General features: G+C 68.5%; 9 protein-coding genes. 5 read left to right on the top strand and 4 right to left on the bottom strand.

From position 1 onward, the window contains the following. Nucleotides 1-21: 21 nt before the first annotated feature. The gene (locus ACTOWY_RS31690; RefSeq protein ID WP_441313277.1) at nt 22-1,362 is read right to left on the bottom strand and encodes a serine hydrolase domain-containing protein; all 1,341 of its coding nucleotides are present in this window, start codon (nt 1,360-1,362) and stop codon (nt 22-24) included. A 497-nt stretch (nt 1,363-1,859) separates the two neighbouring features. Between ACTOWY_RS31690 and ACTOWY_RS31685 the strand changes: the two genes are divergently transcribed. After that, complete coding sequence (locus ACTOWY_RS31685; protein ID WP_441313276.1) at nt 1,860-3,863, top strand: tetratricopeptide repeat protein; 2,004 nt, start codon at nt 1,860-1,862, stop codon at nt 3,861-3,863. A gap of 313 nt (nt 3,864-4,176) precedes the next feature. Beyond that, the gene (locus ACTOWY_RS31680) at nt 4,177-4,782 is read left to right on the top strand and encodes a LuxR C-terminal-related transcriptional regulator (RefSeq protein ID WP_441313275.1); all 606 of its coding nucleotides are present in this window, start codon (nt 4,177-4,179) and stop codon (nt 4,780-4,782) included. Between the two features lie 128 nt (nt 4,783-4,910). Here the strand turns inward: ACTOWY_RS31680 and ACTOWY_RS31675 are convergent, their stop codons facing one another. Both ACTOWY_RS31675 and ACTOWY_RS31670 read right to left on the bottom strand, forming a co-directional pair. Next, entirely contained in the window at nt 4,911-5,129 is a 219-nt protein-coding gene (locus tag ACTOWY_RS31675) for a hypothetical protein (protein ID WP_441313274.1), read from the bottom strand. A gap of 128 nt (nt 5,130-5,257) precedes the next feature. Continuing rightward, a complete protein-coding gene (locus ACTOWY_RS31670; RefSeq protein ID WP_441313273.1) occupies nt 5,258-6,115 on the bottom strand; it encodes an NAD(P)-dependent oxidoreductase in 858 nt (285 codons plus the stop codon). A gap of 102 nt (nt 6,116-6,217) precedes the next feature. Between ACTOWY_RS31670 and ACTOWY_RS31665 the strand changes: the two genes are divergently transcribed. Further along, nucleotides 6,218-6,793, top strand: coding sequence for a TetR/AcrR family transcriptional regulator (locus tag ACTOWY_RS31665; RefSeq protein WP_441313272.1), 576 nt, complete (start codon nt 6,218-6,220; stop codon nt 6,791-6,793). Nucleotides 6,794-6,901: 108 nt separating this feature from the next. Here the strand turns inward: ACTOWY_RS31665 and ACTOWY_RS31660 are convergent, their stop codons facing one another. Next, nucleotides 6,902-7,438 carry a DUF2017 family protein gene (locus ACTOWY_RS31660; protein ID WP_441313271.1) on the bottom strand — a complete coding sequence of 179 codons (537 nt, stop codon included), beginning with the start codon at nt 7,436-7,438 and terminating at the stop codon, nt 6,902-6,904. Between the two features lie 103 nt (nt 7,439-7,541). On the opposite strand from ACTOWY_RS31660, the gene ACTOWY_RS31655 reads away from it, so the two are divergent. Together ACTOWY_RS31655 and ACTOWY_RS31650 are read left to right on the top strand one after the other, a co-directional pair. Beyond that, nucleotides 7,542-9,416, top strand: a complete 1,875-nt coding sequence (locus tag ACTOWY_RS31655; protein WP_441313270.1) for a glycoside hydrolase family 5 protein — start codon at nt 7,542-7,544, stop codon at nt 9,414-9,416. A gap of 222 nt (nt 9,417-9,638) precedes the next feature. Then, nucleotides 9,639-12,407 (top strand): AAA family ATPase, encoded by a 2,769-nt coding sequence (locus ACTOWY_RS31650; RefSeq protein ID WP_441313269.1) that lies wholly within the window; start codon nt 9,639-9,641, stop codon nt 12,405-12,407. Nucleotides 12,408-12,410: the final 3 nt, after the last annotated feature.

Raw genomic sequence — 12,410 nt, 5'->3', positions numbered from 1 at the left:
GAAGCGGGTCAGTTCCCGCTGCTAACAGCGGCCGCTGCCGACCGTGCGCCGGGCCAGTCGGCCGGAAACCTGAATTCGGTCCAGCACACCGGTTACCGGGTCGCGAAGAAAACGGCCGGGATGGACGAGTTGTCCCGATTCCCAGTCCTGTTGGGCGAACATGAGCCCTTCGTGCGGGGTGAGCCGGGCGACGATCTCACCGTCGATGGCCAGGCGCAGCGTGGCGTCCTCGGCCGGGGTGACGGTGTACTCGGTGTCGCCGTTGTGATAGCTGCCGAAGATCTCCGGCGGCACCGTGGTGCGCTGCCCCGGCACGTCCAGCCGGTAGCTGCCGACCTCGATCCCGGCCGCGGCCAGCTCGTCGACAAGTTCCGCCCACAGGCCGATGCCGGTGTTGCCGTTGCTGGTGAAGGCGACGGCCTGGCCGCTGTCGGCGTTGACCCGCAGGTGCGCGTCGGTGCCGTCGGCGTTGCCGTCGTGCCCGACCCACTGCTGCACCCCGGTGCGGAAGACGCCGAACCCGAGCCCCCACCCGTCGGCCAGGCCGATCGGGTCCGCGCCCGGCTGGATGCGGCGCATCTCCTCGGCCAGTTCGGCCGGGAGCAGTTCGGGCAGGCCGCTCTCCGCCGGATCCAGTTGCAGCAGACCAAAACGCAGCAGGTCCGCGGCGCTGATCGCGAGTGCCCCGGCCGGGGCCTCACCCAGCACGAGGGACTGCAGGACCGGGCGGGTGCGTCCGTGCGAGGTGTTGACCGCGTGCCCGCTGGCGACGTTGACCGAGGTCAGCGGGTTGGGCGCGACCACAAACGCGGGCCGGATGCCCAACGGGCGGAACAGGATCGACTCGATCGCCTCCCACCAGGTCATGCCGGTGACCTCCTCGATCAGCCGCCCGACGACGGCGTAACCGAGGTTGGAGTAGGAGAAGCCCGCGCCGGCCGGCAGCACCAGTTCGGGGGTGCGGCAGTGCTCGGAGACGAAGCGGCGCAGGGACATCGTGGCGGCGACCGCCGAGTCCGGCCCGGAGGCCAGCCCGCTGGTGTGGCTGAGCAACTGGCGCAGCGTCAGCGGCGCGCCGAGTTCAGGAAGGTGCTCGGTGACGTCCGAGTCCAGCTCAAGATCGTCGTCGGCGACCAGCAGCATCGCCAGCGCTGCGGTGGCGGCCTTGGTGACCGAGCCGATCGGGAAGGCGGTGTCCCGGGTTACCGGTGTGCCGCCGCCGTAGCGCAGCTCGCCGGCCTCGGCGGTGATGGTCTCGCCGTTGACCTGCACAGCGAGCTGGGCGCCAGGAACCTGATGCTTGCGGACCAGGGTGGACAGGGTGCGGGACAGCCACTCGGCCTCAACAGTGACTTGTGCCACGCAGGCGTCGCGGTATGACGACATGGAACGACAGACCCCTCATCGGTGACATGACTCATCGGGCCGCGACTCCCGAAGGCAGATCAAACGCAGAACAGCGGTAACAATGCAACACGACCCCCCTGCGTCAATACCGCCAGACGGACTAGCGCCCGCCGGTGGACAAGAGACGGCGCACACATAGGCCAACTATCAGTAAATAAATTGGGCCGAGAAGCACAATTGACCGAAACAAGATTGAGCCAAGCGGGTGCGTTTAGGTCCCTAATTCGGGGACAAGATTGCTACCTTCCGTAACCATAACCACCCAGAGTGACGGTCGTCTCCCCTGATCTTGTTCCTCTCCAGACAACGCTCGGTGACTGTGACGCTTGCAGCACGTTTCGGTGTTAACGGCGGGATTTCACTCGACACTGAAGTTGTCATGGACATCTAGAGAAGCGGAGCGGTATGGGGCTGTGACTGGGTAGACACGGAGCGTGCGGGATCATTCGGGGATGGGTTCGGACACGCACAACTCGGCCGAGCGCCTCGAAGGCGTGCAGGCGGGGGCCATCTATGGCGGCGTGCACTACAACCAGGTCCCGCAGCAGGCTGGTGGGCCGCGGCGGTATGGGGTGGTGCCGTCGCGGGTGGACTGCTTTCAGGAGCGGGCGGTCGCGGAGGAGCTGGCGGCGACGGTGGCGTCGGGGGCGACGGCGGTGCTCACGGGGTCGGCTGGTGGGACGAGTGTGCTGGCCGGACTGGGTGGGGTTGGCAAGACTCAGCTGGCGGCGAACTACGCGGAGTCGGTGGCGGATCAGGTTGAGCTGCTGGTGTGGATCACGGCTACCTCGCGGCAGGCGATCCTGACGGAGTACGCGACGATCATCGCGGACTTGACCGGTTACCAGTCGACGGATCCGGACGCGCCGGCGAAGCGGTTCCTGGCTTACCTGGCCACGATGACCGGGCGTTGGCTGATCGTGCTGGATGACGTGCAGTCTCCGGCGGATCTCAGGGATCTGTGGCCGCCGACGACGAGCGTCGGGCAGGTGGTGGTGACGACTCGGCGCCGGGACTCGGCGATGCGAGGGACGAACCGGCGGGTTGTCGATGTGGACACGTTCAGTCCGGCGGAATCGTTGGCGTTCCTGGAACTCAAGCTCGCCGATCACTCGCATCTGTTGGCAGAGGCGGAGAATCTGGCGAACGATCTGGGGCACCTGCCGCTGGCGTTGGCTCAGGCGGCGGCCTATGTGCTCGATCGGGACATCACCTGTGCCGAGTACCGGGAACGCTTGGCGGATCAGGGAAACTCACTGGAGTCATTGGCTCCAGAGCAGGACTGCTTGCCGGAGGATCATCGGGAGCCGGTGGCTCGCACCTGGGCGTTGTCGGTGCAGCTGGCGAACGACCTCAACCCGGCCGGGCTCGCGAAGCCCTTGCTGGAACTGGCAAGCGTGCTGGATCCGAACGGGATTCCGGGCAATGTCTTTGTGAGCGAGGCGGTTCGGGAGTACTTGGGGAAGGTCGCGGAACACCCGGTGACCGCAGCCGGGGCACGAGATGCCCTGCGCTGCCTACATAGACTGAGTTTGATCAACCACGATGCCCAGAAGCCACACCGCGCGGTCCGGGTGCACGCACTGGTGCAGCGGACAACCCGCGACAGCCTGTTCGAGACTCAACTGAAGTCACTTGCCCGGTGTGCAGCGGATGCCCTGACCGAGGTGTGGCCTGAGATTGAGAAGGACACAACGCTGTCCCAGGTGCTTCGCGCGAACACCATGACTTTGCACGCCATCGCCGAGCAACACCTCTGGGATTCGAGCGGCCATGTCGTGCTATTCGAGGCGGGCCGCAGTCTGGGTCAGTGCGGACGAGTATCCGAGGCCGCCAGCTACTTCGAGCAGTTGCGGACCGTTGCTGAGAGACATCTCGGACTAGACCACGTCGGCACCCTCACCGCCCGCCACAACCTCGCCTACTGGCGCAGCGAAGCAGGAGACACCACCACCGCGATCACCGAACTCCAAACGGTTCTCACCGACCGCATCCGCATCCTCGGACCAGACCACCTCGACACCCTCAACACTCGCCACGACCTCGTCTACTGGCATGGCCCAGCAGGCGACCCCACCACCGCGATCACCGACTACAAGGCGCTGCTGGCCGACTGCATCCGCATCCTCGGACCAGACCACCCCACCACCCTGTCCACCCGCCACAACCTCGCCAACCGGCGCGGCCAAGCAGGAGACACCACCACCGCGATCACCAATCACGAAGCGGTACTGGCCGACCGCATCCGCATCCTCGGACCAGACCACCCAGGCACCCTCGCCACCCGCCACAACCTCGCCTACTGGCGCGGCCAAGCAGGAGACACCACCACCGCGATCACCAATCACGAAGCGGTACTGGCCGACCGCATCCGCATCCTCGGACCAGACCACCCAGGCACCCTCGCCACCCGCCGCAGTCTCGCCCACTGGCGGAAGCATGCGGCGGGCCGGTAGACATCGCCCGAGCTGGGGTCTATATTACGCGGAATCAAAAGTTTGAAGCACCTACTAAGTAATTCAATAATCGTGATACACTCAGGAAAATCTGCACGAAGCAGCACGCTCCACCCAGAAAAAGCCAAAACCAAATAGCACGCGTGATCGGAACACAAAGAAATGTCCGCCGCCAAGACGACAGCCCTTGTAGTCCGCACCGGATGACAGCAGTTGTCATTCGTCCCATTCAACCCCCGGGAACGCGATGAACAGCACCCTAGCGGCCAGTCAAGCGCCGAATACCCATTCTCCGGAGTTCCGGGTCTTCCTCGTGGATCCGCAGCCGATCGTGGCCGAGGGATTGCGCGCGGTGTTCCGGAATCAGGCCGACATCGACCTGGTCGGCTGGGCCGATGGCTGGGAGCAGGCCCTGGGTGGACTGACCGCTGAGGCGCCGGATGTGTTGCTGGTCGAGGTGGCGGCCGAGGGGCCTGGCGGGGATGGGGTCGAGGTCATCCGGCGGGCGGCGCGGACCCTGCCGGACGTGCCGCTGCTGGTCTTCTCCAATGCGCGTAACCAGGTGGTCAGGGCCCTGGAGGCGGGGGCGCGGGGGTTCATTCTGAAGTCCTCCAGCAGCGAGTACCTGGTCAGCGCGGTGCGCGGCGCGTGCACGGGTGGTACGCCGATCTCCGCCGATCTGCTGCCCCAGCTGGTGGCGCGGGTCCAGGACGGCGGGGGCACGCCGCGGCTGTCCGCGCGGGAGCTGCAGGTGTTGCGGCTGGTCGCCACCGGGAATCGGACTCCGGAGATCGCACAGCGGCTTTCGGTGACCGAGCCGACGGTGAAGACCTATTTGCAGCGGCTGTTCGGCAAGCTCAAGGTGAGCGATCGGGCCGAGGCCGTACTCGCGGCCCGCGCGGCGGGTTTGCTGCCTTAGTCAGGTGATCGCGGGACTGGCGAATACGGGTTTGCCTAACAATGAAGATGGATTCGCACACGGCCCAGTCACGGTCGAGGTCGCCGATGGTCGTCTCCACTCAGGAGAAAGAAATTCAGCGCTGCTGACTAACTGCGCGCGCGTTCCTTCTCCGCTCCCTTCATCGAAAAACTGATGGCCAGCAGGGCTACCCCGGCGATCGCACACGCGATGGCGGCGCCGGGCTGGTACTCGGCCAGCGGGCGCATCAGGAAGCCCCAGTCCTGGCCGTTCATCATCCGGTTCAGCAGCGAGCCCACCCCGTTGACCAGGGCGATCCAGCCGAAGACCTCTAGCGTGATGCGCATGTGCACTCCCTAGTCGTTCCGCTTGTCGTCGCGGCCAACGCTAGGCAGCCCGGGGGTACGCCCGAGTCCACAGCGAGGTGGATTCGGGCGTCATCTGCCAGGCGTACGCCGGGCAGCCCCCGGTACGACTAGGCGCGCTGTTTGCGCAGCACCTCGAAGGTGCTGGAGAAGCCCACCTTGCCGTGGCCCGCCTCCACCGTCCGGCGGAAGACCTCCGCCACCGCGGCCGGCAGCGTGGTGTCCACTCCGGACTCGGCCGCGGTGTGCAGCACGTGGTCGGTGCTGGCCGAGTTCATCAGCATGTTGGCGAACTCGCCGGGGTACGTGCTGGTGTCGACCTCCACGGCGGTCTCCGGCATGAACATGGTCGCGATCGCGGTGGACCGCTGCGCGTAGGGCAGGAACTCCGCCGCGCTGATGCCGTTGGCCTCGGCCATCGCCAGGGCCTGGAGGTAGGCGAGGTTGTTCGTCCAGAAGATGGTCATGCCGAGCTGGTAGTACAGCGCGGCCAGACCCTGGTCCTCGCCCCGGTGGTCAGCGCTGGTGATGACCTCCAGGGTTTCCCGGTGGGCCTCGAAGACCGCGCGCGGGCCGCTGTAATAGGTGCCGGACTCCGGGGAGCCGATCATGGTGGGCGGGACCTGCACGCCACCGCTGAGGTAGTCCGCCCCGTGGCCGATGGCCCACTCGGCCGCCGCGCGCGAGCGTGACGGGGTGTCCGAGCTGAGGTTGACCAGGGTGCGTCCCTTGAGCGCGGCGACCGCGGGCTCCAGGATCGTGTACATGATCTCGACGTCGGTGAGGCTGAGGATGATCGGCCCGCCGGCGCCCAGCGCCTCGGCCACCGTGTCCGCGCGCACCGCGCCCTTGGTGACCAGCGCGTCCGCCTTGCTCGCGGTGCGGTTCCAGACGGTCACCTGATAGCCGCGGTCCAGGTAGGTCGCCGCCATCGCCTGCCCCATCGGCCCGAGTCCGATGATCGTCACTGCCTTCCCCACAGGTGTACCCCTCTCTAAAACGAACGTTCTACTTAGTGAGCCGACCGTAGCACAGACTAGAACGAACGCTCTACTTAGTAAGCTGGGCTGGTGACTGAGGCACTGGGCACCCGGGACCGGATCGTGCACACCACGTCCAAGCTGATGCAGCGGCAGGGCTACGCGGCCACCGGCATCAAGCAGATCGCCAGGGAGGCGAGTGCGACGCTGGGCTCGGTGTACCACTTCTTCCCCGGCGGGAAGCAGGAGCTGGCGGTGGCCGCGATCCGGCACGCGGACGCCGAGTTCGCCGAGATGCTGACCGGGATCCTGGCCAAGCACCCGGATCCGGCCGAGGCGGTCTACCAGGCGGCCGCGGAGACCGGCGTCTACCTGCGGGACACCGGCTGGGCCGAGGGCTGCCCGGTCACCGCGACCGCGCTGGAGACCGCCGGGCAGATACCGGAGATCCAGCAGGCCTGTGTCGAGACCTTCGCCCATTGGGAAAGCATCATTTTCGAAAAGCTGAAGTCGAACGGGTTCGCGGAGGGACTCGCGCGCGAGCTGGCGGCGACGGTGCTGAACTCGTTGAGCGGGGCCGAGGTGTCAGCGCAGGTGAAACAGGATGTGCAGCCGCTGGAGACGGCTGGTCGGCACATGCAGCGGCTGATCAACTCCTACCGCTGACCCGCCGGAGCCGATCGCGTACGACTTGGGCCAACCTGGCGTACCACTTGGGCCAACTTGGCGTACGAGTTTGGCCAACTTGGCGTACGAGAACGGCCAACACTCGGGTTAGGCGTCGGCGAAGTTGGCGAGGCTGTGCACGGCTTCCCAGAGCCAGCGGGCGTGGTCGTAGCGGGGGCGCAGGTCGGCGGGTGGCTCGGGCAGTTCGTCGTGCAGCAGGACCTCGGGCACCCAGGTCACCGCGTAGGCCACCCGGAGGTTGAACAGCACGGCGTTCCAGTGCCGCAACGTCTCCGGGTTGTCGTGCAGCACGATCGGCGAACCATCGGTGGGCAGCACCTGCACGGCGTGGTCGACGCCCTCGCGCAGCCAGGCCAGGAAGTCGGGCTCCCACAGCAGTCTGGCTTCCTCGGGCAGGTCCTCGTCCAGGTTCATCCGGAGCAGGAACTCCAGGGCGGGCTCACCGCTGGGACCGGCGGGCAGAGGCAGTCCGAGTTCGGCGCCGAGGGGGTAGTCGGTGGTGTACTGGGCGGTCCGCCAGTCGATCAGGGCGGCGAACTCGGTCAGCCGCTGGCGTAGCCATTCAACCTGGTCAGCCCCACAGTATCCGATGATCGTGCCGTCGACCCGGTCCCAGAAGATCACCACAAGTCCCTCGTTCGCGCGGGTCCCCACCCCAGACTCATTCATACACCTGGCCGCCGTTCGTCGGTTCCGCGGCCACTGTGTGCATCGCCACCATGACCGTATGAAGTGGCATCTGCCCAGTTCGGCACTTGTGGTGGCGGCAGTTCTGGCCTCGCTGCTGACAGTTCCAGCGGCCGGGCAACCGGTTGCCGAGGAGTGGCGCGGGCCGTTGAGCACCCGCGGGCGGTACGTCGTGGACGCCGACGGAAACCGGTTCCGGCTGCGGGCCGGGAACTGGCACGGCGCGAGCGGCACCTGGAACGGCAGCGGGGACAGCAACGATCCGGCCAACCACCACGCGGGCGAGATGAGTTCGGGCATCCCGCTCGGACTGGACCGGGCGCCGCTGGCCGAGCTGATCGGCAGCTTCCAGGCGTTGGGGCTCAACAGCATCCGGCTGCCGTTCGCCAATCAAATGATCCGGGAGAGCGCGCCGGTGCCCGACCGGGCGGTGGCGGCCAACCCTGAGTTGCGCGGGAAGACCCCATTGCAGATCTATGACGCAGTGGTGACCGCGCTGACCACGGCGAAGTTCGCCGTGTTCCTCAACAATCACACCGCGACCGCCCGCTGGTGCTGTGGCGTGGACGGCAACGAGCGCTGGAACACCGCGCAGACGGCGCAGCAGTGGGAGGAGGACTGGCTGTTCATGGCGCGCCGCTACCGATCCAACTCCCGGGTGGTCGGCGCGGACCTCTACAACGAGGTGCGGCGCGACATCCTCGACGATCCGAACTGGGGACTGGGCGATCCGCGGGACTGGCACGCCGCGGCGCAGCGGGCCGGGGACCGGATCCTCAACGAGGCCAACCCCGAGCTGCTGATCGTGATCGAGGGCATCAACTGGTACGGCATCCCGGTCAACGGCTTCCCGCACGGGCGGCCGACCCTGGAACCCATGCGGCTACTGTCCAACACGTTGGTGCGGTCCGGGAAGCTGGTGTACGCGGCGCACTTCTACGGCTACACCGGGCCGAATCACAGTGGCGCCACCGGGATCGGCGAGACCAGCGACCCGAGATACCAGGACCTGAGCCGGGCCGAACTCACCGAGGTGCTGCGGCGGCAGGCGTTCTTCGTCACCGAGCAGGGGCAGCACTTCACCGCGCCGGTGTGGATCAGCGAGTTCGGCGTGGGCGGACGCGAGGAGAACGGGGCCAAACCGCGGGCCTGGTTCGAGAACTTCGTGGACGAGATGATCAAGGCGGACGCGGATTTCGCCTACTGGCCGCTGGTCGGCTGGCATGAGAACCGGCGTGGCAACGGCTGGGCCCTGGCGCACTGGGACGCCGCCGGGCGGCGGATGTTCCTCGACGACGGCGACGACTGGCGGGCCCCGGCGTGGCGGCGGCTGATCGCCGCGGCGGGCAAGACCGGGCCGGTTCCCGTTGCGCCACAATGGCGGCAGCTGGCCATCGACCACGGCGACCTGGTGCAGTCAGCGCGGATGCGTGGACTGCCGGACTGGGATCCGGGCGCGCGCAAGGCGGTGTGCCCGGACGGGCAGCGGCTGATCGGGCTGAGCCACACCGGCAACCGCGGCCTGTGCACCGACACCGGAGGCGGCCTGCCGACGCCGGGCACGCACCAGGCGATCACCGACGAACGGTTCGTGACCGCGGACTGGGCAAGCGGCTACACCAAGTTCCAGTGCCCGCCGCAGCAGCTGGCGATCGGCTACAGCGTGCGCGGCGCCGCGGTCTCCGCGCTGCTGTGCGCGCCGGCCGGGCGCGCGCTGGGTGGGCCGGACCGGACCGTCTGGTTCAACCGGGGCGACAACCGGGCCAGTGCGGGCGGCGGGGAGTTCGCGCACGGGCGGCACAAGGGGCAGTGCGCCGACGGCGAGCACCTGGCCGGGGTGGCCTGGACCGGCCGAGTGGGCTCGGCGCGGACCCCGGACGCACTGCTCTGCCGGCTTCTCGCCCAGCCGCGCTGACAGCCGCCGACACACTTGACGTGGCCCTGACGTACCGAATATTCGATGCCGACTTAGCGTGGGATTCACGTCACGGGCTTAGGGTCGAACCTGGCAGAAACTGCCTGTTATGGTGAATTTCGGTCGTGGGCGGAGTGGCGCAGCTCTCGTCCCGCGTACCGGCTGAGTAGCCCGTCACCCAAACGGGCTATCACTGGGGACTGGGGATGGGGTGAATCCTGCATGGCTTTGGCCGAGCGGGACGGGCAGCTTGACTTCCTGCGACGATTACTGGCCGACGCCTCGGCGGCGTACGGCCGGGTGGCGATGGTCACGGGACCGGTGGCCAGCGGCAAGACCGAGTTGCTGCACGTCTTCGGCGAGCACGCACGCGGGGCGGGCGCCCTCGTGCTGACCGCCACCGGGACGCGCGCGGAACGGAACATGCCCCTGGGTGTGTTGCGCCAGTTGCTGCGGGGCGCGGCACTGGCGCCGGAGACCCTGGCCAGGGTGCTGGCCCTGCTGGACGAGGGCCAGGCCACCGCGACCCGCACCGAACCCGACAACGAGGTGACCGAGCGGGTCCAGGCGCGGATCGCGCACGACCTGGCCGACACCCTGCTGGCGCTGTCGGCGGAATCGGTGCTGGTGCTCACCGTCGACGATGTGGACCACGCGGACGTGGCCTCGGTGCGGGTGCTGGTGGACCTGGCCCGCAGGCTGCGCGCGCACCGGGTGCTGGTGCTGTTCACCGAGCTGACCGGGGCGAGCCCGGCGCACCCTGCCTTCCGCACGGAACTGTTGCGGCAACCGCACTTCCGGCGGATCCGGCTGACCCCGCTGTCGGTGCGCGGAGTGGCCGAGATGCTGGCGCAGCAGCTGGCGGGCGCGGCGCACCTGGCCGCCGACTGCCACGAGCTGACCGGCGGGAACCCGTTGCTGGTCCGGGCTTTGGTGGAGGATCAGCATTCCGCGCAGGCGCACGGCGGGCTGACCGTCGGCGAGGCGTTCGGTCAGGCCGTGCTGGCCTGCCTGCACCGCGGCAACCCGCTGCTGCTGCGGGTGGCGCAGGGCGTCGCGGTACTGGGCAGCACCGGGGCCGAGCCGCTGAGCGGACTGCTGGAGCTGACCCCCGAAGCGGTGACCCAGGGCGTGGACACGCTGGTCGAGGCCGGACTGGCCCGGCGCGGCGGATTCCGCCACCCCGCGGTGGGCGCCGCGGTGCTGGCCGACGTGTCCCCGGACTCCCGGGCTGACCTGCACCTGCGGGCCGCGGAACGACTGCACCTGGAAGGCGCGCCGCCGCCCCCGATCGCCGAGCACCTCCTGGCCGCAGGCCGGATCGGCGGACAGTGGGCGGTGCAGGTGCTGTGGACCGCCGGCGAGCACGCGCTCACCGAGGACCGGGTCGAGTACGCGGTGGAATGCCTGGAGCTGGCGCACCGCAGCAGCACCGACGACCAGACCAGGGCAACCATCCGGATGATGCTGGTCGGACTGGCCCGGCGGGCGAACCCGGCGGTGGTGGCCCGGCACCTGGCCGAGCTGACCGAGGCGCTGCGCAAGGGCACGCTGAACACCAGGGACGCGCTGACCTCGGTGCGCTGCCTGCTGCTGCACGGCCGCAACGCCGAAGCCGCCGAGGCGATGGTGCAGCTCAGCGAGACGGTCGGGCAGACCGACAAGCAGACCGCGCTGGAGCTGGCGATCACCCGCGAGTGGATGTTCAGCATGCATCCGCCGCTGCTGTCCCAGCTGCCCGCGGCCGAACTGGCCCCGGAATCCGGCGCGGTGCGCGATCCGCGGCTACAGACCGGGCTGGCGCTGCGCAAGGTGATCGCGGTCGGTCCGGAAGAGACCGCGATCATGGACGCCGAGCAGGTGCTGCAGGGCTCCCGGCTGTCCGAGAAGACCTTCGACGCGCTGGTCTCCGCGCTGATGGTGCTCTACTTCGCCGACCGGCTGGACCGGGCACTGCCCTGGGCGGACGCGCTGCTGGCCGAGTCCGCCGAGCGCAACGCGCCGGGCTGGCACGCCATGTTCGCCTCCGTGCGGGCCGCGCTGGCACTGCGCCAAGGCGATCTGTCCGGCGCCGAGCAGCACGCCCGCACCGCGCTGCGGCACACCACCCCGCACACCTGGGGGGTCGCGGTAGGGGGTCCCCTGGGGTGCCTGATCGTGGCGCTGACCGAGCTGGGCAAACTGGCCGAGGCCGAGGAACTGCTCAACCTGCCCACCCCGGACGCCATGCTGGAATCCACCTTCGGACTGCAATACCTGTCCGCGCGCGGACGGTGCCACCTGGCCGCGGACCGGTTGTACGCGGCACTGGGCGACTTCCGGCTGTGCGGGGAACTGATGGCCGAATGGGGCATGGACCGGCCCTCGTTCGTGCCCTGGCGCAGTGACGCCGCCGAGGTGCTGATCCGGCTGGGCAAGCACCATGAGGCCAGGGCGTTGCTGGACGAACAGCTCGCGATGGACTGCACCAACCGGCCGCGGATCCGCGGCGTCACGCTGCGACTGCTGGCCGCGATCAGCGAACCGCACCGGCGACTGGCCCTGCTCACCGAGGCCGTCGAGCTGTCCAGGGCGGGCGGCGACCGGTTGCAGCTGGCCAGGGCGCTGGGCGAGCTGAGCCAGGCCCAGGTCGAGGTGGACTCCACCCAGGCGCGGATGACCTTGCGCCGGGCCTGGCACCTGGCGCGGGAATGCCAGGCGGCGCCGCTGTGCGAGGAACTGGTGCCGGGTCAGGCCAGCGTCGAGGCCGAGGCCCCGCCGGCTCCGGTGGAGGTGGACGCGGACAAGGTGACCGCGTTGTCCGACGCCGAGCAGCGGGTGGCGGCGCTGGCCGCGCAGGGGCACACCAACCGGCAGATCGCGAGCAAGCTGTGCATCACGATCAGCACGGTGGAGCAGCACCTGACCCGGGTGTACAAGAAGCTGAACGTGACCAGGCGGGCTGATCTGCCGTCCGGGTTGCACAGTCCGGACACGGCAGTGAGCGCGTAGTCA

This window comes from Crossiella sp. CA198 (genome assembly GCF_052078295.1).
GTDB lineage: Bacteria > Actinomycetota > Actinomycetes > Mycobacteriales > Pseudonocardiaceae > Crossiella.
The sequence above is the reverse complement of the archived record's forward strand: the minus strand, read 5'-3'. Positions and strand labels throughout refer to the sequence as shown.

Excerpts from the sequence above, each read along its gene's own strand:
- ACTOWY_RS31655 (WP_441313270.1), top strand. The coding sequence starts at position 7,542 with ATGAAGTGGCATCTGCCCAGTTCGGCACTTGTGGTGGCGGCAGTTCTG.
- ACTOWY_RS31675 (WP_441313274.1), bottom strand. The coding sequence starts at position 5,129 with ATGCGCATCACGCTAGAGGTCTTCGGCTGGATCGCCCTGGTCAACGGG.
- ACTOWY_RS31685 (WP_441313276.1), top strand. The coding sequence starts at position 1,860 with ATGGGTTCGGACACGCACAACTCGGCCGAGCGCCTCGAAGGCGTGCAG.
- ACTOWY_RS31650 (WP_441313269.1), top strand. The coding sequence starts at position 9,639 with ATGGCTTTGGCCGAGCGGGACGGGCAGCTTGACTTCCTGCGACGATTA.